Origin of the sequence: Campylobacter gastrosuis, assembly GCF_030249845.1 — a bacterium.
Taxonomy (GTDB): domain Bacteria; phylum Campylobacterota; class Campylobacteria; order Campylobacterales; family Campylobacteraceae; genus Campylobacter_A; species Campylobacter_A gastrosuis.
Genome location: NZ_JANURM010000014.1, coordinates 27154 through 52012 on the forward strand (window position 1 = coordinate 27154; position 24859 = coordinate 52012).

Annotated in this window: 26 protein-coding genes and 1 pseudogene; 22 read left to right on the forward strand and 5 right to left on the reverse strand. The window is 39.3% G+C overall.

The features are described from left to right. Positions 1 to 34 precede the first annotated feature (34 nt). The 9 genes from NYG85_RS09110 (at position 35) to NYG85_RS09150 (ending at position 6883) form a co-directional block, all read left to right on the forward strand. On the forward strand, positions 35 to 427 hold the full coding sequence (locus NYG85_RS09110) for a DUF1104 domain-containing protein (RefSeq protein WP_284938192.1): 393 nt from the start codon (positions 35 to 37) through the stop codon (positions 425 to 427). A gap of 12 nt (positions 428 to 439) precedes the next feature. Next, on the forward strand, positions 440 to 1099 hold the full coding sequence (locus tag NYG85_RS09115) for a response regulator transcription factor (protein ID WP_284938193.1): 660 nt from the start codon (positions 440 to 442) through the stop codon (positions 1097 to 1099). Next, on the forward strand, positions 1092 to 2168 hold the full coding sequence (locus NYG85_RS09120; RefSeq protein WP_284938194.1) for a sensor histidine kinase: 1077 nt from the start codon (positions 1092 to 1094) through the stop codon (positions 2166 to 2168). The genes NYG85_RS09115 and NYG85_RS09120 overlap by 8 nt, the downstream gene beginning before the upstream one ends. Positions 2169 to 2261: 93 nt before the next feature. Further along, a complete protein-coding gene (locus NYG85_RS09125) occupies positions 2262 to 3665 on the forward strand; it encodes an alanine/glycine:cation symporter family protein (protein ID WP_284938195.1) in 1404 nt (467 codons plus the stop codon). A gap of 78 nt (positions 3666 to 3743) precedes the next feature. After that, positions 3744 to 3956: a 30S ribosomal protein S21 gene (gene rpsU, locus NYG85_RS09130; protein WP_284938225.1), complete on the forward strand. Its 213-nt coding sequence runs from the start codon at positions 3744 to 3746 to the stop codon at positions 3954 to 3956. Positions 3957 to 4001: 45 nt separating this feature from the next. Further along, positions 4002 to 4634: a MerR family transcriptional regulator gene (locus NYG85_RS09135; protein ID WP_284938196.1), complete on the forward strand. Its 633-nt coding sequence runs from the start codon at positions 4002 to 4004 to the stop codon at positions 4632 to 4634. Further along, the gene (locus NYG85_RS09140; RefSeq protein ID WP_284938197.1) at positions 4631 to 5239 is read left to right on the forward strand and encodes a UPF0323 family lipoprotein; all 609 of its coding nucleotides are present in this window, start codon (positions 4631 to 4633) and stop codon (positions 5237 to 5239) included. Before NYG85_RS09135 ends, NYG85_RS09140 begins: the two co-directional genes overlap by 4 nt. Position 5240: 1 nt before the next feature. Beyond that, the gene (locus tag NYG85_RS09145; RefSeq protein ID WP_284938198.1) at positions 5241 to 5699 is read left to right on the forward strand and encodes a GNAT family N-acetyltransferase; all 459 of its coding nucleotides are present in this window, start codon (positions 5241 to 5243) and stop codon (positions 5697 to 5699) included. An 8-nt stretch (positions 5700 to 5707) separates the two neighbouring features. Beyond that, positions 5708 to 6883 carry a glutathionylspermidine synthase family protein gene (locus tag NYG85_RS09150; protein ID WP_284938199.1) on the forward strand — a complete coding sequence of 392 codons (1176 nt, stop codon included), beginning with the start codon at positions 5708 to 5710 and terminating at the stop codon, positions 6881 to 6883. A gap of 81 nt (positions 6884 to 6964) precedes the next feature. Here the strand turns inward: NYG85_RS09150 and NYG85_RS12260 are convergent. Then, positions 6965 to 7252, reverse strand: a pseudogene (locus tag NYG85_RS12260) (hypothetical protein); the annotation flags it as partial. A gap of 207 nt (positions 7253 to 7459) precedes the next feature. Between NYG85_RS12260 and NYG85_RS09160 the strand changes: the two are divergent. The 3 genes from NYG85_RS09160 to NYG85_RS09170 all read left to right on the forward strand — a co-directional run bounded on the left by NYG85_RS09160 (position 7460) and on the right by NYG85_RS09170 (position 10322). Next, the gene (locus NYG85_RS09160) at positions 7460 to 8389 is read left to right on the forward strand and encodes a D-2-hydroxyacid dehydrogenase (RefSeq protein ID WP_284938201.1); all 930 of its coding nucleotides are present in this window, start codon (positions 7460 to 7462) and stop codon (positions 8387 to 8389) included. Next, positions 8379 to 8876: a YajQ family cyclic di-GMP-binding protein gene (locus NYG85_RS09165; protein ID WP_284938202.1), complete on the forward strand. Its 498-nt coding sequence runs from the start codon at positions 8379 to 8381 to the stop codon at positions 8874 to 8876. The genes NYG85_RS09160 and NYG85_RS09165 overlap by 11 nt, the downstream gene beginning before the upstream one ends. A 90-nt stretch (positions 8877 to 8966) precedes the next feature. Next, positions 8967 to 10322: a coproporphyrinogen III oxidase family protein gene (locus NYG85_RS09170; RefSeq protein ID WP_284938203.1), complete on the forward strand. Its 1356-nt coding sequence runs from the start codon at positions 8967 to 8969 to the stop codon at positions 10320 to 10322. A gap of 732 nt (positions 10323 to 11054) precedes the next feature. On the opposite strand, the gene prfA is transcribed toward NYG85_RS09170, so the two are convergent. Together prfA and rpsT are read right to left on the reverse strand one after the other, a co-directional pair. Further along, the gene (gene prfA / locus NYG85_RS09175) at positions 11055 to 12122 is read right to left on the reverse strand and encodes a peptide chain release factor 1 (RefSeq protein ID WP_284938204.1); all 1068 of its coding nucleotides are present in this window, start codon (positions 12120 to 12122) and stop codon (positions 11055 to 11057) included. Positions 12123 to 12130: 8 nt separating this feature from the next. After that, positions 12131 to 12400 carry a 30S ribosomal protein S20 gene (gene rpsT / locus NYG85_RS09180; RefSeq protein ID WP_284938206.1) on the reverse strand — a complete coding sequence of 90 codons (270 nt, stop codon included), beginning with the start codon at positions 12398 to 12400 and terminating at the stop codon, positions 12131 to 12133. A gap of 315 nt (positions 12401 to 12715) precedes the next feature. Here rpsT and glmM point away from each other — a divergent pair, with 315 nt between their 5' ends. The 10 genes from glmM (at position 12716) to NYG85_RS09230 (ending at position 23258) form a co-directional block, all read left to right on the forward strand. Next, complete coding sequence (glmM, locus tag NYG85_RS09185; protein ID WP_284938208.1) at positions 12716 to 14056, forward strand: phosphoglucosamine mutase; 1341 nt, start codon at positions 12716 to 12718, stop codon at positions 14054 to 14056. Further along, entirely contained in the window at positions 14049 to 14501 is a 453-nt protein-coding gene (gene lspA, locus NYG85_RS09190) for a signal peptidase II (RefSeq protein ID WP_284938210.1), read from the forward strand. Before glmM ends, lspA begins: the two co-directional genes overlap by 8 nt. Beyond that, positions 14494 to 14856, forward strand: a complete 363-nt coding sequence (locus NYG85_RS09195) for an NINE protein (protein ID WP_284938211.1) — start codon at positions 14494 to 14496, stop codon at positions 14854 to 14856. The genes lspA and NYG85_RS09195 overlap by 8 nt, the downstream gene beginning before the upstream one ends. Before the next feature lies 1 nt (position 14857). After that, positions 14858 to 15292, forward strand: a complete 435-nt coding sequence (gene hemJ / locus NYG85_RS09200) for a protoporphyrinogen oxidase HemJ (protein WP_284938212.1) — start codon at positions 14858 to 14860, stop codon at positions 15290 to 15292. A gap of 66 nt (positions 15293 to 15358) precedes the next feature. Next, entirely contained in the window at positions 15359 to 16711 is a 1353-nt protein-coding gene (gene ccoG / locus NYG85_RS09205; RefSeq protein WP_284938213.1) for a cytochrome c oxidase accessory protein CcoG, read from the forward strand. Further along, positions 16677 to 17303: a TetR/AcrR family transcriptional regulator gene (locus tag NYG85_RS09210; protein WP_284938214.1), complete on the forward strand. Its 627-nt coding sequence runs from the start codon at positions 16677 to 16679 to the stop codon at positions 17301 to 17303. The genes ccoG and NYG85_RS09210 overlap by 35 nt, the downstream gene beginning before the upstream one ends. Before the next feature lie 86 nt (positions 17304 to 17389). Further along, entirely contained in the window at positions 17390 to 18517 is a 1128-nt protein-coding gene (locus NYG85_RS09215) for an efflux RND transporter periplasmic adaptor subunit (protein WP_284938215.1), read from the forward strand. Beyond that, positions 18517 to 21633 carry an efflux RND transporter permease subunit gene (locus tag NYG85_RS09220; RefSeq protein WP_284938216.1) on the forward strand — a complete coding sequence of 1039 codons (3117 nt, stop codon included), beginning with the start codon at positions 18517 to 18519 and terminating at the stop codon, positions 21631 to 21633. Before NYG85_RS09215 ends, NYG85_RS09220 begins: the two co-directional genes overlap by 1 nt. Beyond that, positions 21626 to 22978, forward strand: a complete 1353-nt coding sequence (locus NYG85_RS09225) for an efflux transporter outer membrane subunit (protein WP_284938218.1) — start codon at positions 21626 to 21628, stop codon at positions 22976 to 22978. Before NYG85_RS09220 ends, NYG85_RS09225 begins: the two co-directional genes overlap by 8 nt. Before the next feature lie 43 nt (positions 22979 to 23021). Next, positions 23022 to 23258 carry a hypothetical protein gene (locus tag NYG85_RS09230; protein ID WP_284938219.1) on the forward strand — a complete coding sequence of 79 codons (237 nt, stop codon included), beginning with the start codon at positions 23022 to 23024 and terminating at the stop codon, positions 23256 to 23258. Here the strand turns inward: NYG85_RS09230 and NYG85_RS09235 are convergent. Both NYG85_RS09235 and surE read right to left on the reverse strand, forming a co-directional pair. Then, positions 23255 to 23902, reverse strand: a complete 648-nt coding sequence (locus tag NYG85_RS09235; RefSeq protein ID WP_284938221.1) for a tRNA threonylcarbamoyladenosine dehydratase — start codon at positions 23900 to 23902, stop codon at positions 23255 to 23257. The two genes, NYG85_RS09230 and NYG85_RS09235, sit on opposite strands and share 4 nt — an antisense overlap. After that, complete coding sequence (gene surE, locus NYG85_RS09240; RefSeq protein WP_284938222.1) at positions 23895 to 24671, reverse strand: 5'/3'-nucleotidase SurE; 777 nt, start codon at positions 24669 to 24671, stop codon at positions 23895 to 23897. Before surE ends, NYG85_RS09235 begins: the two co-directional genes overlap by 8 nt. Positions 24672 to 24859: the final 188 nt, after the last annotated feature.

Below are 24859 nucleotides of genomic sequence, written 5' to 3' on the forward strand. Positions count from 1 at the left end.
AATCCCAGCACAAATTCACTAAAAAGGATAGAAAATGAAAAAGTTAGGTTTGGTATTTTTATTAGCTGGTGCTTTATTTGCAAACACGCTAAAAAACCGCACAAATGATGAGCTAATGGCGATGATAGCCACGGCTGACGCTAAGACGATGAGCGAGATCTCGTTTGAGCTTGATAAGCGTGCTGGGGTTTTAATGGAGCAAGCGCGAAAAATCAAGGGCGATTTTAAGGATAAAATGCGAGATAAAATTTCAAAGCTAAGCGATGATGAGCGTGAGAAATTTATGGGCGATTTTAGGCAAAATTATGAGAAAAAGCTTGAAAATTTAAGCGTAAAAGATGCTAAAAATTTTGGCTTTTTTGGCAAAAAAGATAGGCAAAAAAATGGCAACTGCAAAAATTTAGATAAAATGCCAAAAAAGAGTTAAAAAGGCGTTAAATTGGCAAAAATTTTAGTCGTTGAAGATGAGGCTATGCTAAATGAGATGATGTGTGAGTATCTTGGTCAAAAACACGAAGTCGTGGGCGTAAAAAGCTACGATGAGGCGATTGATTTAGCGTATGAAAACGCATTTTCACTTTGGATTTTTGATGTTAAAATCATCGGCAAGGACGGCTTTACGCTTCTTAGCGATTTAAGGCGGAGCGGACGGCTCACACCTTGCATTTTTACGACCTCGCTAAACACGATTGATGACGTATCAAAGGGCTTTTTAAGCGGTTGCGATGACTATTTAAAAAAGCCTTTTGAGCTAAAAGAGCTAGATTTACGGGTGCAAAATTTGCTAAAACGCACCTTTTTACACAGCGATAGCTCGCTTTTAAAGCTAGATGAAAATTACAGCTTTGATCTAGCACAAAATACACTTTATCAGGGGCAAAATTTAATCTCAATGCCTAAAAAACAGGCTTTGCTTCTTTCTTTGCTTTTAAAAAATCGTGATAGATTTGTTACTCACGATGAAATTTTTAGCCAGATTTGGAGCTTTGATGAGATGCCTAGCGAAACTAGTCTTCGGGTTTATATCGCTGAAATACGCAAAATTTTGGGCAAAGAACGAATAATTAGCCAGTCAAAATTAGGCTATAAATATGTCTAAATATCGCCATATTTTACCGATTTTTTTGCTCTATTTTTTAACCAGCACGGCGTTTTTGGGCTTTTTTGGCTACCTTTTTTACGAGCGTGAGCGTGGATTTTTAGAGCAAAAGGAGAAAATGGCAGTCCGTGAGATTAGGCACGAGCTTCAAAACAGGCTAAAATTTAACGGCTTTTTAACTGGGGCGGATTTGGGCGAATTTAACGCCACGATCGTAAAAAGTGGCAGTTTAGAGCGTCAAAATTTTAGCGACATTCGCCACTTTGTGCTATTTGATAAAAGGCGAAATTTAGAGCTATTAGTAAGCGTAAAACTAGGCGATTTTAACGCCGTGCTTTTTGAGCTAAAAGTGAGAATTTTAGCGGTTTTAGCCCTGCTTTTGTGTCTGATTTTACTCATCGCATTTTTCATAATTCGCCTATCAATTCGCCCACTTTATGAGAAAATTGAGCTTTTAAACGCCTTTGTAAGGGACACCACGCACGAGATAAACACCCCAGTAAGCGTGATTTTAATGAGCGTTGAGATGTTTAATTTAAATCCGCAAAAATACCTAAATAACATAAAAACAGCCGCCTTGACGCTTTCAAATTTATATGATGATTTGGTGGCTTTTTCGTTGCTTAAAAACACGCAAAAAAGCGAAATTTTAAGCCCTAGCGATGTCGTTAGCGAGCGGATTTTATACTTTGAGGCAATGGCAAAAAACAAGGGGCTAAAAATCACTAGCGAGATTGAAAATTTTAGCCTAAACACGAACCGCATAAAATTTACAAAAATCGTGGATAATCTTTTAAGCAACGCCATAAAATACAGCGATGAAAACGGCGAAATTTTGGTGCGTTTGGGGCAAAATGAGCTTGTGATAAAAAATGGTGGCAGCGGGATTAAAAGAGAGAATTTAGAGGCGATTTTTAAGCCATTTACGAGATTTGATGATAGAAACGGCGGACTTGGGCTTGGACTTAGCATTGTTAAGAAATTTTGCGATGAGCTTGGCTTTAAAATTAGCGTAAAAAGCGATGAAAATTTGACTGAGTTTAGCGTGAAATTTAACCAAAATGCATAAAAATTTTAAAATCTAGCAAAAATTTATAAATTTTCATTATTTTTTTAGTAATTTTTAAGTAAATTACTCCATTTGCTTTTTAAAGGGGATTTTGTGGAGAGTTTTACGCAGATAATTAACGACATAAACGGCTTTATTTGGGGTCCTTATTTTTTAATAACCCTGCTTCTTGGCACTGGAATTTACTTTACTTTTCGTTTAAAATTAGTTCAAATTTTTAAATTTAAAATCGCCTATCGTAGGCTTTTTGGTAGCTTTTCACTTCACGGAGAGGCAGCTGGTAAAGATGGTATGAGCTCGTTTCAAGCCGTTGCTACATCGGTAGCAGCACAGGTTGGCACGGGCAATTTAGTCGGCGCTTCAACGGCGATTATTATGGGCGGGCCGGGTGCGATTTTTTGGATGTGGGTGGCTGCATTTTTAGGTATGGCGACCAATTTTGCTGAAATTTGCCTAGCTCAAATTTATAAAAGCAAAGACGACACCGGACACGTCATCGGTGGCCCAGCCTTTTACATTTCGCGTGGGCTTGGCGGTAGATTTGGCAAAATTTTAGCTGCATTTTTTGCTGTGGCTATCATCTTAGCACTCGGTTTTATGGGTAATATGGTTCAGGCAAACTCAATTTCAGATGGCTTTGCAAGTGCCTTTAACGTGCCAAAGTGGTTTAGCGGTGCGGTTTTAGCACTCATTTGCACGATTGTTTTTATCGGTGGCGTGAAGCGAATTACAAGGGTGGCCGAGAAGGTCGTCCCTATAATGGCAATTTGCTACGTTTTGGTAGGGCTTATCATAATCGGCTCAAATTACAAAGAAATTCCAGATGTCTTTTTTCTAATTTTTAAAGCCGCCTTTAACCCAGATGCCGCTTGGGGCGGTGCTACTGGTGCTACAATCGCCGCTGCGATGAGATACGGCATAGCTAGGGGGCTATTTTCAAACGAAGCTGGTATGGGCTCAACCCCACACGCACACGCCGCCGCAAAAGCAAAACACCCAGTAGAACAGGCGGTTTTAGGCGTGATGAGCGTGTTTATTGACACCTTTGTCGTGCTAAACATCACTGTTTTTGTTATCCTAACCTCTGGCGTGGTGGAGTTTAGTGCGGTCGGTAAGCCAGTTTTTGAGGGCATTGGGCTAGTTCAGCACGCATTTTCATCACTGCTTGGAGCTGGTTTTGGATACGCATTTATCGCAGTTTGCCTATTCTTTTTTGCATTTACGACAATTGTTGGCTGGTATTATTTTGGCGAGATAAATATCCGCTATCTTTTTGGCAAAAAGGGGATAAAATACTTTCAAATTTTAGTCGTTTTATTCGTATTTTTAGGCAGTATTTTAAAGGTCAAGCTCGTTTGGGAGCTAGCTGATATGTTTAACGGACTTATGGTTTTGCCAAACTTAATTGCGATTTTAATCCTAAGTCCAATTGTCGTGAAGCTTTTAAGGGATTATGATAAGGGCGTGGAGTATAAACAAGATAGCTATTTAAAATAAATTTTAAAACAAAAAATAAATTTAAGCTTTTTTAGGCTATAATCAGGCTTTTATCTTAAACGAAAGGTGGTGAGGACGTTGCCGGGTATTAAGGTGCATCCTAATGAGTCTTTTGACGAAGCTTACAGAAAATTCAAAAAGCAAGTTGATCGTAACCTAATCGTAACAGAAGTTCGTGCTAGACGCTTTTTTGAGCCGATGACTGAGGTTAGAAAAAAACAAAAGATCGCTGCTAGAAAGAAAATGCTAAAACGTCTATATATGCTTAGACGTTATGAGTCAAAGCTCTAAGCCATACAAGCCGATGAGCTTTCATCGGCTTTTTTAGGGGATTTTATGAAAAGATTGCCCGTTTCAGAAGTCGCTTTGATTTTGGGAATTTCAAAAGAAGCTGTTTATAACAGAATCCGCCGAGGCTCGTTAAAATCGGTTGAAAAAGATGGCGTGAAATTTGTCCTGCTTGATGATGATGAAAATGACAAAGCCGATGAAAAGCCAAAAAAATCCACACAAAAACCGCAGATAAATCAAGATAAATTCATAGAATTTTTACTAAATGAACTAAGCGAATTAAAGACAAAAAACGAAAATTTACAGGGTGATAAAGAGCGACTTTTTAAAGAAAAAGAGCAGATGCTAATTGACAGCAAAAACGAAATTTCGCAAATTTACAAAGAGCGCGACGAGAAGCTAATGGCGTTTTTAAACGCTATGCAAAAGCCAATTTTGCAGGGCAAAAGCGAGATAAAAGAGGGCGTGATTGAGGCTGAGATTGATGATATTAGCGAGAGAAAATTTATAAGTCTAAGCGAGTTTTTACGCACACTAAATTTAAGCCAAAGTGAGCTAAAAAAGGCACAAAAAAAGATAATCAAACGCACAAATCGCTCAAAATTTATAAAATTTAAAGATGGCGTGATTTTGGTTAAAAAAGATAAAAGTTTAAAACAAATTTTAGGAGATTTATGAAACACATTAAAAAAATAGCAACTTACGCCGCTATTGGCGGATTTGGAGCGGTGGTTATGGCTGGACTTGCTGGGTGTGGCGAAAGCACGAGTGAGCAGAGCCAAAATGTAGCGGTCAAAGAGGGTGCTTTTGTCGTCATTGAGGAGACTGCACCGGGCAAATACAAGGTGCTTGAAGAGTATCCAAGTAGCGAAACTAGGGTGGTTTTAAAGGATCTTAACGGCGTTGAGCGGGTGCTTAGTAAGGACGAGATTGATAAGCTAATCGCCGAAGAAAACGCCAAAATTGATAACGGCACATCAAATCTGACAAAGTCGCCAGACGCACAGCTAACAAGCGGTGGGCTGGGGCTTGGCGAGACGCTTTTGGCTTCGGCTGCTGGTGCGATTTTGGGTAGCTGGATAGGTAGCAAACTCTTTGGCAACCAAAATTTTCAAGCCAACCGCCAAACAAGCTACAAATCGCCAACTGCCTACACAAGAAGCGTTGATAGCTTTAACAAAGCCAAAACTACGGCAAATTCGCCAAAATCAACTAGTGGTAAGAGCGGATTTTTTGGCGGAGCGGATAAAGGCACACAAAGCACGCAGTCAAGCGGTGGCTGAGATGAAAATAGTCGGTTATGACGCTAAATTTAAAAATGATTTTATCCGTTTAAATTTGGCTTGGATATCTTTGATGTTTAAAGTTGAGGATGAAGACATAAAAGAGCTTGAAAATATAGAGCCATATATAAAAAATGGTGGCAATATATTTTTTGCCTTAGATGATGATGAGAGTGTTATGTCTTGCTGTATGATAGCCCCAAGGGATGACGGCGACTGGGAGATTATGAAATTTGCTACAGATGATAAGTATAAGGGTTTTGGTGCTGGGAGTGCTTGTTTGAAGGCGTGTATAGATTACGCAAAAAGCCTTAAAATCGGTAAAATTCTCATCGTTTCAAACACAGATTGCACCAGTGCTGTGCATTTGTATCAAAAATTTGGCTTTAAGCAAATTCCAGTTGATAAGAAAAAATTCCCATTTGAAAGGGCAAACATAGCCTTTGAGCTAAAATTTTAGGATAAAAGATGAAATTAAAAAAAATACAACCTTTAACAAACGAATTTATGGAGCAAATCGGCTTTTCGTGGCACACGGACTCTGACGGCACGGCTTATGTGGCTGATGAGATAGTTGCTGTCACTAGCGATGAGTGTGAGGCGTATTACGAGGCGGTAAATGAGCTATACGATATGTATGTAGCCGCCGCCCAGCACATAATAGATAACAACCTTTTTCACGAGGTCGGTATCCCGTTTAACTTAGTTGAGCTTATTAAAGATAGCTGGCAGAGCGATGTTCATTGGCATTTGTATGGGCGTTTTGATTTAGCGGGCGGGCTTGACGGTAAGCCTATAAAGCTCATTGAGTTTAACGCCGATACGCCAACTGCTGTTTTTGAAACAGCAATTATTCAGTGGGCGATGCTAAAATTTAACAAAATGGATGAAAACAGCCAGTTTAACGACCTTTACGCTGGGCTTGTTGAGAATTTCAAACGCCTTGTCACGCTTGATGAGAACACCGATGATTTTGCAAAATACTATGAGGGTTGGAGAATTTTATTTAGCTCGGTTGCAGGTAGTATTGAAGATGAAAAGACGACAAAACTACTTATGGCAGCGGCAAATGAGGCTGGATTTGGGTGCGATTTTGCTTATGCTGATGAGGTGGTTTTTAGCGATGAGGACGGCATTTTTAAGGATAATGAAAATTACGAATACTGGTTTAAGCTAATCCCTTGGGAGGACATCGCCGTTAAAGAGGGCGAACTTGCGTTAATCCTTAAAAATATCGTGCAAAATCACAAGGCGATAATCCTAAATCCAGCCTACACGCTACTTTTTCAAAGCAAGGGCATACTTAAAATTTTGTGGGATTTATACCCAAATCACCCGCTGCTTTTAGAAACAAAAGATGAGCCACTAGCTGGTAAAAAGTGCGTGAAAAAGCCGATTTTTGGGCGTGAGGGCGCAAATGTGGCAATCCTTGGTGAGAGCGGTAAAATTTTAAGCCAAAATGATGGCGAATACGCACAAAATAGGGCGATTTATCAGGAATTTTACGAGTTTAACAAAGATGAAAAAGGCGAGTGCTATCAAGCTGGTGTGTTTTTTGCATTTGAGGGGTGTGCATTGGGATACAGAAAAGGTGGCGAGATTTTAAATAACGCTTCAAAATTTGTAGGGCATTACATAGAGTAGGGGCAAATGCCCCTTTGTGACTACTTTTTTGTTAGTCTGATTTTGTTTGATGAGATTTTTTCTAACTTATAATCTCTGAGTTTATTTAAAACGCCAACCCCACCAGCAGCGACTGCAATGCTTATGGCGGGCGGTCGTTGCACCAAGCCCTAAAACGCCAACAGCAGGCACGAGAGCCGCGCTACTTGCTATACCAGAAACCCCAGCTGTTGCTAGCAAGGCTAGGATTAAGGCAAAACCAATGCCAATCGCACCTATGACAACCAACCAAACAATGGCACCAACGGCTTTGATTTTTATGGTTTTGGTTGCTAAATCGCCCTCTATTTCTATTTGATTTTCATTGCTTTCTACTGCTCTTGCTAGTTCTTTTTTTGTTTCTTACGACCATCACAGCTCCTTTAAAATTTCACGTATTTTACCACGCCCCCCCCCCGTTATCAATACCCCCCCCCATTGTCAAGGCTAAAATTTCATATCGTAACACGCCGTGATTTTTATGCTTCAAATTTATTAATATTGCAAAATTTTTGGGTAAAATAAACACAATTTAAATCAAATTTAAAGGGGGTAAAAATGAAAATTGTCTGTCTTGATGCGGCGACACTTGGCGATGTTAATCTGGATGTCTTTGCGAAATTTGGGGAATTTGTAAGCTTTGATATGACAAATCCAAGCCAAACGATTAGTCGTTTAAGCGGTGCTGATGTCGTGATTACAAATAAAGTTTTAATCACAAAAGAGGTTATGGACGCTACAAATTTAAGGCTAATTTGCGTGAGTGCAACTGGCACAAATAACATTGATATGGCTTACGCAAAAGAAAAAGGCATACCAGTAAAAAATGTCGCTGGTTACTCAACGCCAAGCGTCGTCCAGCAGACCTTTGCTTCGCTTCTTTCGCTGTTAAACGAAGTTAGATATTACGATGATTATGTCAAAAACGGCGAGTGGGTAAAGAGCGAAATTTTTACGAATTTAGACCGCTCAATTTTTGAATTAAGTGGCAAAAATTTTGGCATTATCGGACTTGGCGAGATAGGCAAGAGCGTGGCAAAAGTCGCAAGTGCCTTTGGTGCAAATGTCTGCTACTTTTCGCCAAGTGGCAACACGCAAGATGTGATTTATAAGAGATTTGGGCTTGATGAGATGTTACAAACCTGTGATATTGTAAGCATTCACGCACCGCTAAATGAGAAAACAAAGGGGCTTATTGGCAAACGAGAGCTTGATTTGATGAAAAAAGGCGCGATTATCTCAAATTTTGGTCGTGGCGGGATTGTTGATGAGAGTGCGCTTGCGGCTGCGATTGATGAGCGTGGGCTAAAAGCCGTGCTTGACGTGCTTGAATGTGAGCCGATGAACGCTGATAATGCGCTTTTAAACGTCAAAAACAAGCAAAATTTAATCATCACGCCACACGTGGCTTGGGCGAGTTTTGAGGCTAGGATTAGGCTTGTAAATTTAATGGTAAAAAATATTGAGGATTTTATAAATGGCGAGTGAGCATAGCTTTGACGTATCGGCTAGTGTTGATATGATGGAGGTTAAAAACGCTCTTGAAACGGCTAAAAAAGAGCTTTCAGGGCGTTATGACTTTAAGGGCGTTGTGGCAGAAATTGAGCTAAATGAGAAGGAGAAATTTATAAGCCTTTTAAGTAGCTCTGACGCTAAGATTGACGCTTTAAAAGATATCGTAATCTCAAAGATGATTAAGCGAAATATCCCACCAGTAGCACTTAGCGAGAGTAGGCGAGAGAGTGCAAGTGGCGGTAATATTAAGGCGATTTTAAAGCTAAATGACACGCTTGATAGCGAAAATGCCAAAAAAATCACAAAAGCCATAAAGGACGCAAAACTAAAAGTAACGCCTAGCATTCGTGGCAATGAGGTCAGGGTGGTCGGCAAAAGCATTGATGATTTGCAAGAGTGCATAAAGCTAATTCGTGGGCTAAATTTGGAGTTACCACTTAGTTTTAAGAATTTAAAATAGCATAAACTTTGCGTAAAATTCGCATTTATAAGTGAATTATTAGCCATTTTTGGCTATTCTTGCGGATTAATTTTACGCAAAGGGGTTGTAATGGGATTTAACAGCATTTTTGAGAATTTAGCGGTCAGATACGCTCATAAAAGTATCCAAAAGTCCCTTTACAACGAGTTTAATATCAAAATTTTAAACAACGAAACTTACGATAAAAAGCCAGAATCAAACAAAAGTTATATGCTTTACGCTCACGTGCCGTTTTGTCACACATTTTGCCCGTATTGCTCGTTTCACAAATATCACTACGAGCAGGAGTTAGCTAAAATTTACTTTGAAAATTTACGCACTGAGATGAGGCAAATCAAAGAAGCTGGATTTGATTTTAGCTCAATGTATGTCGGCGGTGGCACGACTTTAATTAACGAAGCCGAGCTTGAAAAGACACTAATTTTGGCAAAAGAGCTTTTTGGCATAACTGAAATTTCAGCCGAGAGCGACCCAAATCACATTGCCCCAGAGAGCCTAAAACGCTTTCGTGGCTTGATAGACCGCCTAAGTGTCGGCGTGCAAAGTTTTGATGATGAGATTTTAAAAAAGGTCGGCAGATATGAGAAATTTGGTAGCTCAAAAGAGGTGCAAGAACGCCTAAAAAACGCACTCGGCGTCTTTAAAACACTTAGTATTGACCTTATTTTTAACCTGCCAAATCAAACCAAATCCCAGCTACTTAATGACATAAATATCGCAAAAAGCATTGAAGCAGAGCAAATCACATTCTATCCGCTGATGAAGTCAAATCTCACAAGAGAGGCGATAGCTAGGACGCTTGGGGTTTCAAATGTGGATAACGAGCGTGAATTTTACGAGCTGATTTGCGAGAATTTTAGCGATTATCATCAAAATAACGCTTGGGCATTTTCTAAAAATGTTAGCGATTTGCGTGATGAGTATGTCGGCTCAAATGCCGAATATGTCGGCGTCGGCAGTGGTGCGTTTAGCTTTTTAAACGGCGAGCTTGTTATAAATGCGTTTAATTTGCTTGACTACGGCAGGCGTGTTAAAAGTGGCAAAAGTGCGGTCATCGCAAAGTGCGGATTTAGCAAAAAAGAGCAGTTAAAGTATAAATTTTTAGTCAAACTCTTTGACGGGGCTGTGGATATTGCTGACTACAACGCCCAAAATGGGGCGAATTTACGCAAGGATTTGGCGTTTGAGCTATCAATGTTAAAGTTGGTCGGTGCGATAAAACAAAGCGGTGGCGTGGTCAAACCGACACGATTTGGCAGATATCTTTGCGTTACTTTAATGCGTGATTTTTACGCTGGTATGGATAGGGTCAGGGCGATTTTTAAGGATGACGCAAAGATAAAAAGTGCTAAAAATTTACGCATAATGAGCAAGGATTGCGACACCAAACCACAGCAAAACGAGCCTTTATATGGGGCAATGTGATTAAAATAATCGCTAAAACGTAAAGCCTAAAAATCGGTGCTTTTGGCAAACTTTTGGTTTTATCGGCGTGGTTTGTGAATTAAAATTTTAAAAACGCTAAAATGTAAAAATCTAAACTTGTGAATGCCGATTGAAAATCGGCAAGTGTTCGCCACCTTAGAAGCGTTGTCGTGGGGGAGCAGACAGCAACAAAAATGGTATTACGATACCATTTTTTTGCTCTGCGAGTTACGGCAAAGGAGAAGGGGGTGACCCTACTTCGCTTTGCTCGTTCTAAAAGTAGAACGTAAAAAGCCACCTTTTGCCTTAAAAACAAGAGACACTTTTAAATTTCAAACAAAGTTCTACTTCAAGCCACAAAATTTTATATTAAAAAAGGACATCTTTATTTTATTCTCGCCAAAAATCATGCAAATTTTTAATAAAAAACATAAAAATGTTAAAAAATCAGCAAATTTATGGCTTTATTGACGTAATTTTTAGATTAAAATTTCAAAAATGTTAAAACGTAAAAAAATAAAAACTTGCGAATGCCGACTTTAATCGGCAAGCATTTGCACGAAAGGGCAATTTGCTTCGCTTTACTTGTGTTAAAAATTAAGTTAAAAATTTTAGAATTAAAGTAACTCTATATTATAAACTAAACAAAAATTTTATTTTTAAATCTATGGCAGGAGCGACCTTGCCTATAAAAATTTACCATTAAACAGCAAAAGCGATTTAAAGATACTTTTATAGCCCAGCTTCAAGCAGTGCTTCTGACTGAGCGTGTGCGATAAGTGAGTCAATAATCTCATCAAAAAGCCCAGCCGTCATTATCGCGTCAAGGCGGTAAAGCGTGAGATTTATGCGGTGGTCGCTGATACGATTTTGTGGAAAATTGTAGGTGCGTATGCGACCACTTCTATCGCCGGTGCCGACCTGCTCTTTTCTATCTTTCATCTCTTTTTCAAGGCGTTCGCTCTCTTGCATCTCATAAAGCCTAGCTTTTAGCACCTTCATCGCCGCCTCTTTGTTTTTGTGCTGAGATTTGCCGTCTTGGTTGGTTACTACGATACCTGTTGGTATGTGCGTGATTCTAACGGCGCTATCGGTCGTATTTACGCTTTGTCCGCCGTGCCCAGAGCTTCTCATTACGTCAATTCTAAGGTCGTTTGGATTTATCTCAATCTCGCTATCTTCAACCTCTGGCATAATGGCGACCGTGACCGCCGAAGTATGCACGCGCCCCTGAGATTCGGTCTCTGGCACACGCTGGACGCGATGAGTGCCACCCTCAAATTTCAGGCGTGAGTATGCGCCCTTGCCCTTAATTAGCAAGATTATCTCTTTAAAACCGCCGACGCTACCTTCGCTTTGGCTAACGATTTCAAATTTATACCCTCTGGCGTCTGCATATCTAATGTAAGCGTTAAATAAATCGCCCACGAACAACGCCGCCTCATCGCCACCAGTGCCAGCACGAATTTCTAAAAAGATGTTTTTATCATCGTTTGGATCTTTTGGTAGGAGCAGAATTTTTATCTCGTTTTCAAGCTCTTCTTTACGAATTTGTGCGTTTTTTAGCTCATCTCGTGCCAGCTCGCCAAGCTCACTATCATCAAGCAAAGCCCTGTTTTCTTCAATATCATCAAGGGTTTTTAGGTAGTTTTTAGCCGCATTTGTTATCTCTTCAAGGTTTGACTGCTCCTTTGAGAGTTTCGTCATTTTCTCAATGTCATTTACAATGTTTGGATCGCTAAGAAGCGATGAAATTTCATCATAGCGATCCAAAAATGGACGAAGTTTGTCGGCTAACATTTAAAAATTTATGCGATTTTTAGTGAATTTACAAGTTTTGCAAGGCGACTTACACGGCGTGAAGCTGTCTGTTTTTTCAAAAAGCCCTTGCTTACGAAGCTGTGAAAGCTTTTGTTTGCTAGTTTTAAAGCCTCTTCTGCTTTTGCTAAGTCTTTTGCTTCAACAGCTACCACAACGCCTTTTGTGATGTTTTTAAGTCTTGTGCGGTAAAATCTGTTTCGCTCTGTTCTTTTGATTGTCTGTCTTGCTCTTTTTTCAGCAGATTTGTGATTTGCCATAAATTTACCTTTTTTGGATTTAATTTTAAATTGCCGATTTTACTAAAAATATATTTAAATGACACTTAATTTAAGTGAGGTTTAATTAAAACAAAAATTTAAGTGGATTTTGATAAAATCAGCGAAAATTTTGCCCTAGTTTTTAAAATTTCATAACTCAGCATAGAACGCAACGCCCTATCGGCACAAGAATTCCTTTTTTCGCAAGGCTCAAAAAGGTTTCTTGGTGCGATATGCTTCGTTATGAAATTTTAAAATTTAAAACAGAGCAACAAAGCATAAACGAAAAAGACAAACAGAAAAAGGATAAAAATAATGAAACTATTTGGCACTGACGGCGTTCGTGGCAAAGCTGGTGAGAAAATTTCAGCTCAAACGGCAATGAGATTAGCAATGGCGGCTGGAATTTATTTTAGAAAGCATTCAAGCACGAATGTGATTTTAGTTGGCAAAGACACTAGAAAATCGGGCTATATGATAGAAACGGCAATCGTTGCTGGGCTTACGGCTGTGGGGTATAACGTCCTGCAAATTGGCCCTATGCCGACCCCTGCTGTGGCGTTTTTGACCGAAAATATGCGTTGTGACGCTGGGATTATGATAAGTGCTAGCCATAATCCATATTATGATAACGGCATTAAATTTTTTGATTTTAACGGCGATAAGCTTGAAGAGGCTGTTGAGAGCGAGATTGAGGCGATTTTTTACGATGATGAGATGATAGAAAATGCTCAAAAAACAATGACTGAAATTGGCTCAAACAAGCGGATTGATGATGTTATGGGACGCTACATTGTCCAGATTAAAAATTCCTTCCCAAAACAGCTAAATTTAAAGGGGCTTCGTGTCGTTCTAGACGTGGCAAACGGCGCTGCTTACAAGGTCGCTCCGACTATTTTTAGTGAGCTTGGAGCCGATGTTATCGTGATAAATGACGAGCCAAATGGCTCAAATATCAACCAAAGCTGTGGCGCGCTTCATCCTGAAAATTTAGCCAGTGAGGTTAAAAGACTTCGTGCTGATATTGGCTTTGCGTTTGACGGCGACGCCGATAGGCTCGTGGTCGTTGATGAGTGTGGGGCGGTTATTCACGGCGATATTTTGCTTGGTGTTTTAGCGACATTTTTAAAAGAGCAAGGGCTTTTAAAAGGCGGTGCTGTCGTGGCTACAATAATGAGCAATGCCGCGCTTGAAGACTATTTATCAAAGCACAAAATCAAGCTTTTACGCTCAAATGTCGGCGATAAATACGTGCTTGAAATGATGAAAAAAGAGGGCGTAAATTTTGGCGGAGAGCAGAGCGGACACGTGATTTTTAGCGACTTTGCAAAGACTGGTGACGCACTTGTAACAGCGATGCAGGTTGTTGCTATGCTTTTAAAAAATAGCAAAAAAGCGAGTGAAATTTTTAGTCAAATCACGCCGTATCCGCAAATTTTGCTAAATTTAAAGGTCGTTGATAAAAAGCCACTGGATAAAATTGCAGGTTTAAGTGAGCTTGAAAACAGCCTAAAAAAAGAGGGAATTCGCCCATTATTTCGCTACTCAGGCACTGAAAATTTAATCCGCCTTTTGCTAGAAGGCAAAAATCAGGTCTTGGTTGAAAAGCGTATGGCTGAGGTTGAAAAATTTTTCATAAAAGCCTTAAATGCGTAAAATTTTAACTATTTTTGCACTTTCGTTTTTTGCTGTTCTTGTGGCTGACCAAGCGGTGAAGTGGTTTTTTGTGGCTACAAATTTTCATGCAAAAAGCGAGTTTATAGACCTTGTGCTTACATATAACAGGGGCGTGGCTTTTTCTATGTTTGCCTCTCTTGGCGAGTGGCTAAAATTTATTCAAATTTTGCTGGTTTTGGCTGCGTTTTCGTATCTTTATTATGAGAAAATTTTACTTGGAGAGTACCCGATTGAGCTTGGGGCGATTTTTGGTGCTGGGTGCTCAAATATCATTGACCGCTTTATGCACGGCGGTGTCGTGGATTACGTATTTTGGCACAAGTGGTTTGAGTTTGCTATCTTTAATCTAGCAGATGTTATCATTAATGTCGCCGTTTTTGTGCTGATTTTAAGGGGTTTTGTTAAAAGGAGAGTGCGTGAATAACGTATATATCGCATATGGGCTTTGGTTTTTTCTAGGCTGGTTAGGGGCTCACAGGCTCTATCTTGGTAAATTTATAAGTGGCTTTTTGATGATGGGGCTTTGGTTTTTAGGCTCTGCTACCTTTGTATTTTTAGTCGGCTGGTTTTTTTGGGCGATTTGGGGCATTTGGTGGATTATTGATGTGTTTTTAGTCGGTAAGATTGTTGATGAAAATTTACAAAAAACTAAGCTCAAAGACGAGCTAAAAATCAGAGATAAAGCCGATGATTTAAGGGAGCTTTACGAGCTTTTTGAGCGTGGCGAGATTAGCAAGGCAGAGCTTGAAGCTAGAAAAGAAATTTTATTTAGGAGCTAAAATGGCAGAATACTACCTTTATTTTAAATTTTTACACTACATTTTTTTCATTTCGTGGATGGCAATGCTTTTTTATCAGCCACGACTTTACGTCTATCACGCTGAGAATATGGACAAGCCAGATTACGTTAAGGTCGTTGAGGTTATGGAGTTTAAAATGTATAAATATATCGGCTATCCAGCGATTATTGGCTCGTTTGCTACGGGCATTTTAATACTTCTTGCAATGCCAGATTTATTAAAAACCGGACACATTCATCTTAAAATTTTAGTCGTTGTTTTAATGGCAGTTTATCATTTTAGCCTTGGCGTGTTTATGAAACAGCTAAAAAACGGCACTTGCAAGAAAAATGGTATGTTTTTTAGGGCTTATAACGAGGTGCCAACAATCGCAATGTTAATCATTATTTGGGTGATGATAGTAAATCCTTTTTAGGCACATTTAAGCTAGATAGGACTAAAATTAGCCCTTGTGTTTCAAATTTTCACAAAAGGCTGTTTAATGTATGCAAAAAAACGATATTTAGTATTTGCTCTAATCACCTGTATTGCGATGTTTTTACCATTTTTACAGATAAACGCAACGCATTTTTTCTTGCTAAGCTTTGATAAAAAGGAGCTTCACCTATTTTTTGTGCGTTTTGATATGCAAGAGCTTTACTTAATGCCGTTTTTATTCATATTTTTGTTTTTGTTTATCTTTTTTATGACTACGCTTGGCGGTCGCGTTTGGTGCGGTTGGAGCTGTCCTCAAACGATGTTTCGCGTGATTTACAGAGATCTAATCCAAACAAAAATTTTAAACATTAGAAAGAGCATAAAAAATAAGCAAACCCCAGCACAAGACGGCTTTAAAAAGGCATTTGGCGTTGGAATTTGGGCTGTTGTTTCATTCATTGCTGCTTCAAATTTTATGTGGTATTTTGTGCCACCAGAGGATTTTTTTAACTACCTATCAAACCCAGCCGAACATAAAACATTAATAGGAATTTTGTTTTTCATCACGCTTTGGCTTATCTTTGATATTGTCTTTTTGGCTGAGAAATTTTGCGTTTATATCTGCCCTTACGCTAGGGTTCAGTCGGTTATGTTTGATAACGACACAATGCAGGTAATTTATGATGATAGCCGTGGCGGTTTGGTTTATAAAAACGGACATAAATTTGAAAAAACCGAGCTAAAAAACAGCCTAAAAGAGTGCATAAATTGTGAGGCCTGTGTCAAAATTTGCCCAACTCACATTGATATTAGAAAGGGTATGCAGCTTGATTGTATTAACTGCCTTGAATGTGCTGACGCCTGTTCTGTCGTGATGGGGCGACTTAATAAGCCATCGTTAATTAGCTGGACTAGCGAAAATTCTATCCTGACAAAAGAGAAGGTAAAATACGCTAGATTTAGGACGATTGCTTATTTTATCGTGCTTTGTGTGGCTGGTGTGGCTCTATTTTTAATGAGCGGCAAAAAGGAGAATATGCTTTTAAATATCAACCGCTCAACCGAACTTTACGAGATAAATCAAAATGGCAATGTTGAAAATAACTACATATTTTTGTTTCAAAATACCGATAAAAACGCACACTCTTACTTTTTTGACACAAACGACACAAACATTAAAATTTCATCGCCAACCGAGCCAGTTGATATAAAAGCTGGGGCAAAAAAACGTGTAGTCGTAACGCTTGAATCTAAAAATTTAGGGCTAAGCACACAAAAAGATACGCCGATAAAAATCACAATAAACGCTTATGCCGTTGATGAAAATGCAACAATTAGAGCAAAGCGAGAGGCGATTTTTGTCTATCCTAAAAAGCGCAACATTGAAAATTTCAAAAAAGGGCGAAAAAAGGCGTGATGTATTTGTAGAAACGGCATTGGAGCTGTTTTTACAAAACGGCTATGAAGGCACTAGCCTTAGCGATATCGTGCAAAAAAGTGGTGGCTCGCTGGCTAGCATTTATAAATTTTTTAACAACAAAGAAGGGCTGTTTAGCGCGGTTTTGGATAAGAAATTTAGCGATTTTTACGACCAGCTTAACTACGATGAAAACCTAAAAAACACCACCGATTTGCGTGAGTTTTTATACAAATTCGCACTTGCTTACATTGAAATTTTTTACAAACCGCAAAATATCGCCTTTGCTAGAATAATCATCTCAGAAAGCTACAAAAATAAGGAGCTGGGCGAGATTTTATTTAAGAGCATAATCTCAAAAATTATGCAAATTTTAATTGACTTTTTTGAAAAAGTTGAGATTAAAAAACAGCTAAAAAATCTAGCAAGTAGCGAACTTCTAGCACATAAATTTTGTGCTTTAATCAGAGAGCCACTTCATATAAGTGCCTTATTAATGGGCGAAAGTAGCATAGCACCAGCCACAAAAGAGCAAAAAGAAAAAGATATTAGTGCTATGGTTGAGCTATTTTTGGCTGGAATTTGTAAATAATTTAACATTTATTTCACAATTTTAATGTATAATCCAGCCTTTAAAAAGTGTAATCTAAGATACAAATAAAAAATCAGGAGAATTTTATGAATGCAAATTTAGGCAAAATCGCCTTAGCTGGGCTTTTAGCCGTAGCGTTTAGTGGTTGTGATTTGTTTGAGAAAAAGGCACAAACAGCTCAAACACAGCAACAAATGCCACCAGCACCAGTTGATGTGTTGGTCGCAAAAAAGGCAAATAATCCGATGAGCTTTGAGTATCCAGCAAGGCTTGAAAGCACCCAAGACGTCGTGCTTACGCCAAAGGTTTCAGGCACACTCACGGCTCAAAATTTCAAAGCTGGTGATTATGTAAAGCAAGGCGACGTGCTTTTTGTGATTGAACAGGATAAATTTAACGCAAACTACGATGTCGCAAAGGCAGCGATCGCACAAGCACAAGCATCGCTAAAATCTGCAAAAAACGAGGTTGAGCGTGTTAAAAAGCTCTACTCACAAAGTGCCACAAGCCAAAAAGAGTATGACGCAGCCGTTTCAAACTACGAAAACGCAGCCGCAAGTTTAGCTAGTGCAAAGGCAAACGCAAAATTAGCTGAGCTTGACCTAGAATATTCAGAGGTTAAAGCCCCATTTAGCGGTGTTGTTGGCGAGAATTTAGTAGATGTCGGCGCTTATGTGAGTGCTAGTGCTACCCAGCTTGTAAGGCTAAGCAAGACTGATGTGGTTGAGGCTAGGTTTTATATCGCTGATAGTGCAAATCTTGATAGGATAAATAATCTTGAAAACAGCACGTGGGTGCAGCTTGATACGAATGCGACCTTGCTTTTAAACGGCGAAAATTTCAGTGGCAGGGTAAAATTTATAGATAATTTAGTTGATACAAACACGGGCAGTGTTTTGGCAAAAGCCGAGTTTAAAAACGACAGCGGTAAGCTACTGCCGGGCTCATTTGCTAAAATTTTAATGGACGGCTTTGTGCAAAAAGATAGCTTTTTACTGCCACAAATTGCAATCAAACAAGACACGACAACCGCTTATGTCCTAGTCGTAAGCGAGGGTAAAGTGGCTAAAAAGCCGATAAAAATCGCATATCAAACCTCAATGAACGCCATTATTAGCAGTGGTATTAACGACGGCGATCAGGTGATTTTAAACAATTTTAGCAAAATCGGCGTTGGCGCACCAGTAAATGCTACGATTAAGGACGGCAAGTAATGTTTTCAAGATTCTTTATAAATCGCCCGATTTTTGCTAGTGTTATCTCTATTATCATAGTTATCGGCGGTTTTATGGCGATGAGAGGTTTGCCAGTTGAGGAGTATCCACAGCTTACGCCTCCACAAGTTAGCGTAAGTGCCACCTACACTGGTGCAAACGCCGACGTCATCGCAAACACCGTTGCTTCTGTGATTGAAGATCAGGTAAATGGCGTTGAGAATATGATCTATATGCAAAGCGTTTCAAGCTCATCTGGCTCAATGAGTTTAAGTGTCTATTTTAAAATCGGCACCGACCCAAAACAGGCGACAATTGATGTAAATAACAGGGTTCAAGCCGCACTTTCGCGTTTGCCAGATGAAGTTCAGCAAATTGGCGTTACCGTGCGTGAGCGAAGTGGCTCAATTCTTGGCGTTGTGGCATTTACAAATCCAAATATGAGCTCAACCGAGCTTTCAAACTACGTGATTTTAAATATCGCCGATGAGATTAAGCGTGTTAAGGGCGTGGGTGATGTCAATATCGTTGGCAACAAAGATTATGCGATGAGAATTTGGATTAAGCCAGATTTGCTCTCAAAATATAGCCTAAGCATTTCAGAAGTGCTAAGTGCCATAAAGGTGCAAAATAGCCAATACGCAGCCGGCAAAATCGGCGAAGCACCAATGCAAGGCGAAACACCATATGTTTATAGTATCAAAGCAGACGGACGTTTTAAAAGTCCAGAGCAGTTTAATAACATAATCCTTCGTGCCGATAACGATGGCAATATCTTGCGTTTAAAAGATGTTGCCGAGATTGAGATAGGTTCTCAAAACTACTCAACGCAGTCGTTTTTAAGCAACGAAACAATGGCGCCAATGCTTTTAAATTTACAAAACGGAGCAAACGCCGTTGAAACAATGGGACTTATAAGGGCTAAGCTTGATGAGCTAAGCAAAAACTACCCAGCCGGACTAAAACACTACGTTTCATACGATACGACAAAATTCGTTGAAATTTCAATTGAAGAGGTCGTTAAGACATTCTGTGAAGCTATGCTTTTGGTTTTAATCGTAATTTATATGTTCTTAAAGAGTTTTAGGGCGACTATTATCCCTATGCTTGCCGTGCCGGTTTCAATTATTGGCACATTTGCTGGATTTTACGCACTCGGATTTAGTATAAATCTAATCACGCTTTTTGCCCTAGTTTTGGCAATTGGTATTGTTGTTGATGATGCGATTATTGTTATTGAAAACGTTGAGAGGATTATGCACGAAGAGCCAAATTTAAGCGTAAAAGAGGCGACAATAAAGGCAATGGAGGAGGTTACCACGCCGGTAATTTCAATCGTGCTTGTGCTTTCAGCGGTCTTTGTGCCGGTGTCGTTTATGGAGGGCTTTGTTGGCGTTATTCAAAAGCAGTTTGCACTTACGCTTGTTACTTCTGTTTGTATCTCTGGATTTGTCGCACTCACGCTCACGCCAGCACTTTGTGGAGTTATGCTAAAACGCCAACACTCAGAGCCGTTTTGGTTTGTCAAGAAATTTAACGACTTTTTTGATTGGAGTACTGGTGTTTTCTCGACCGGTGTCGCAAAGGTCTTACGCCACGTAATCCCAAGCCTTATCATCGTTGGCGTTATTATTTGGTCAATGGTTGGGCTATTTAAAATTCTACCAAGCTCGCTCGTGCCTTATGAAGATAAGGGCTATGCTATGGCGATTACTTCGTTGCCGTCGGCATCTTCATCTCAAAGGACGATTAAAGAGATGCAAGAAATTTCAGCTAAATTTTTATCAAATGAAAATGTAAAAAGCGTTACGGCGATTGCTGGTTTTGATATGCTCTCATCAGTGCTTCGTGAAAATGCTGGTATTGCATTTATTGAGCTTAAAGATTGGAGTGAGAGAAAGGCGCCAAAGGATCAAATTTTTAGCCTTGTTGGACCATTTAGTGGTATGTTAGCACCGAGCAAAGAGAGCCTTAGCTTTGTTATGAATTTACCGCCGATTATGGGATTATCAATGACTGGCGGTTTTGATATGTATTTGCAAAATAGAAGTGGTAAAAGCTATAATGAGATAGAACAAGACACGCTAAAAGTGGTCGCTGCTGCAAATGCACGTCCAGAGCTAACTCGTGTTAGAACCACGCTAGATACGACATTTCCACAATATGACATTCACATTGATGAGGATAAGGCAAATTTGCTAGGCGTTAGCAAAAGTGATATTTTCTCAACAATAGCAGCGACAATTGGTGGATATTATGTCAATGATTTTTCAATGTATGGCAAGACTTATCGGGTTTATGTCAGAGCAAAAGAGAGTTTTAGAAATTCAGCCGATGATATAAGAAATATTTTTATTAAAAATTCCAAAGGCGATATGGTGCCACTAAACGCAGTCGCCACGCTTACAAGAAGTATGGGTGCGGATTTGGTTGAGAGATTTAACCTCTTCCCAGCTGCAAAAATTATGGGCGAACCAGCACCTGGTTATAGCTCTGGCGACGCATTAAACGCCATTGAAGAGGTTGTTAGACAAACGCTAAGTCCAGATGAGTATGCAGTGGCTTGGTCTGGCACGGCTTATCAAGAAAAGGACTCAACCGGTGCTGGCTCAACGGCATTTATCTTTGGTATGATATTTGTTTTCTTAATCCTAGCAGCCCAGTATGAGAGGTGGCTAATCCCACTTGCGGTTATTACAGCCGTGCCTTTTGCGGTTTTTGGCTCACTTGTGGCAACCTACGCAAGAGGACTAGAAAATGATATATATTTTCAAATCGGATTGTTACTTTTAATCGGACTTTCGGCTAAAAACGCCATTTTGATTGTTGAGTTTGCAATGGCTGAGCGTGAAAAGGGCAGGGCGATTTTTGATGCTGCCATAAATGCTGCTAGACTTCGCTTTCGCCCTATTGTGATGACATCTATTGCATTTACACTTGGAATTTTCCCAATGGTTATTTCAAGCGGAGCAGGTGCAGCATCACGCCACTCACTGGCAACTGGACTAATTGGCGGTATGATAGCAGCGACTACGATAGCGATATTTTTCGTCCCGCTATTTTATTATTTACTTGAAAAGCTAAACGCAAAATTTAAAGGGGTAAAAGATGCGTAATTTTATAGTTTTTTTACTGGCTTTGTTTGTGGCTGGTTGCTCGTTTCGTCCTGAAATTCCAAGTGTTGATACGAGTTTTGAATATAAATACGAAACAACGCAAATTAGCGATAAATGGTGGCAGAGTTTTGGCGATGAGAGATTAAATTCTCTTGTTGAAGAGGCACTAAAAAACAATATAGATTTAAAGGTTGCTTATATAAATTTGCAACAAGCAGAGCTTAGTCTTAAAAATTCAAAGGCTGATTTATTACCAAATTTAGGTCTAAACGGACAAGCTACAAGGTCAGCAAATGGTGTTGATACCAACTCAAAAGCTGGCTTTTCGCTAAATACGGCGTTAAATTACGAGATTGATTTATGGGGCAGGGTAAGAAATACAATTGCTTCAAATAATGCACTTTTAAAGGCAAGTGAATATGACTATAACGCTTCTAAATTAAGTATTGCTTCAAATACGGCAAATAGCTATCTTTCGCTAGTCGCCCTAAAAATGCAAGAAGCGGTTTATATTGACTCTTTAAAAAGCTATGAAGATACGATGAATTATCGCAAAAAACAGCTTGAAGTTGGCTCAATCACGCAAGATGTTTATCTACAAAGCGTAGCTTCAGTGCAGAGTGCAAAAATCGGCTTAAATGAGGTAAGAACATCAATTACGCAAACGGCAACTGCACTTGCAATTTTAGCCGGCAAAAGCAACGATGAAATTTTAAAAGCGGTTATTAAAACTACTGAAAATTTACCAAACGCACCACAAATTGACGCCGACATTAGCTCAGATGTGCTTTTAAAACGTAGTGATGTAGCAAGTGCTTATGAAAATTTAAAAAGCAAAAATGCCCTAGTTGGCGTTGCAAAAGCCGCTTATTTTCCTACACTTTCGCTAACTGGTATGTTTGGTTACAGCTCAAATGAGCTTGATAGGCTTTTTATACCGAGTGCGAGTGCGTGGTCGCTTGGTGGCTCACTTGCTCAGACGATTTTTGATTATGGCAAGACATCAAATAATGTAAAACTAGCTAAACTTAGTCAAGATATTAGTCTTTTAACTTACGAAAAAGCAGTAAAAACGGCACTTAGCGATGTTAAGGTCGCACTTGATACGCGAAAAAATGCCGATGAAATTTTAACCCACCAAAACGAGCTTTTATCATCTCAAAGTCAAATTTACGATCTTATAAACGCTCAATACAATGCTGGTTACATTGATCATCTAAATTTGCTTGATGCTCAGCGAAATTTGCTAAATGCAAAAATTAGTCAGATTAATGCAAAGTTAAACGCAAATCAGGCTGCCGTTGGCGTGTTTAGAGCATTTGGTGGCGGTTTTAAGGTAAATTAAAATGGATTTTTTATAAAATCCTTAAAATTTTTGGAGGTTTTTTATGTGTAGATTCATATTTTCACTACCATTTTATGTGTTTAGCATAGCACTTGGCGTAGGGCTTTGGTTTTTAATTGATTATTTAGAGCAGTTTAGGCTTTACTCAACACTGGCTGATTTAAGTGTTATTTTTGCGATGGCAGCGGTGTTTGGTATCGTTTTTTACGTAGCGATTGCAACCATAGTAATCCCATTAAAGGGATTTTTTGGTTGTTCTAAAAGTTGTCAAAATAGCTAAATTTTAAGTAGTTTTTTTACAGCTAGACTTGCTAGGTTTAGCCCAAAAACGGCAGTTACACCCATAAAACTGCCAAGCACTTTACAGCGTGGCAGTTCGGTTGAGAACACGACTTCAAAATCGCCTTTAAAACCCGATTTTTTAAGCTCGTTTCTAAATTTTCTAGCCAAAGGGTCGCTGTGAGTTTTCCACACCGAAGCTACCTTTATGGCGGTGGCGTCAATGCGTTTTGCACCGCCCATTGAGGCGATGAGCTTATGGCTTACTTTGTTTGCAAGAGCAACCTTTGCAGTCATATCATCAATGGCGTCAATAACCAAATCAAACTCGCTAAAATCAAAATTCTCAATAAATTCCGGCGTGATAAGCTCACGAATTGCACTCACGCTTTCGTAGCGTTTTTCAAATTCGCCGACCTTGACACTACCGACTGCTTCGCTGTAAATTTGGCGATTTTGATTTGTGATGTCAAAAACATCCTTATCAATCGCAACAATCTTACCGACCCCAGCACGAGCAAGCGCGTCAAGGCACATACCGCCAACGCCGCCAACGCCACAAACTAAAATTTTTGCCTGTTCTAACCTTGTAAAATCATCGCCAAAAAGCCAACGCGAACGTGTAAATCTGTCAATTTTATCCATTAAATGCCCTTTGTAAATTTTCTAAACTTTCATATGCTGTTAAATCAAGTTTTATCGGCGTTAGTGTGGCAAAACCAGCGTTTATCTCGCTTAAATCGCTCGGCTCATCTTGTGCGATAAAATCAAGCCTAGCGTTGCCAAGCCAAAAATACTCAACTCCACGCGGATTTCGGTTTAAAACCGCCTCGGTGCCGTATTTTCTAAGCCCAGCTTTTACCACACGAAAGCCCTTAAAATCGGCTTTTGCGACGCTTGGGATATTTACGTTTAAAAACTGCCTATTAAGGAGCGAAATTTCGCCACTAATTACCTTTTTAACGACTTTTTTAACGACATCACGAGCCAAATCAAAACCAAGCTCGTTTAGCGAATTATTTTTGTAAAACTGCGAAAATGCAATGCTTTTAACGCCCTGCAAAACCCCTTCCATACACGCCCCACACGTCCCAGAGTAGGTGATATCCTCGCCTAAATTTGCGCCGTGATTTATGCCAGAGATGATTAAATCTGGCTTTTTAACAAAGAGTGCGTGAAGCGAAAGATAGACACAGTCGCTTGGCGTGGCGTCATCAAGTTTGAAAAAATCATCATCAACCTTAATAAATCTAAGCGGTTTTGTAAGCGTCAAAGAGTGCCCACAAGCCGATTTTTCAGTGCTTGGAGCGACTATTGTAACGTGCGTGTTTGGAATTTCTAAAAGTGCTTTTTTAAGCTCTAAAAGCCCTTGTGCCTCATATCCATCATCGTTTGTGATTAAAATTTCTATCAATTTTGTCCTTTAAAATTTTGCAAAATTCTAGCCAAAAATAGTTAAAAATTTTATTTTTGCAAATTTTACTTACATTATATATATTTAACCCTCCCTCCCCCACCCAAAAAAATCTTTTTTAAAATTTTCTCATTTTTTCTAATAAATTTAAGCGTTATTTAAGCATTACTCTTATATAATTCCAGCTC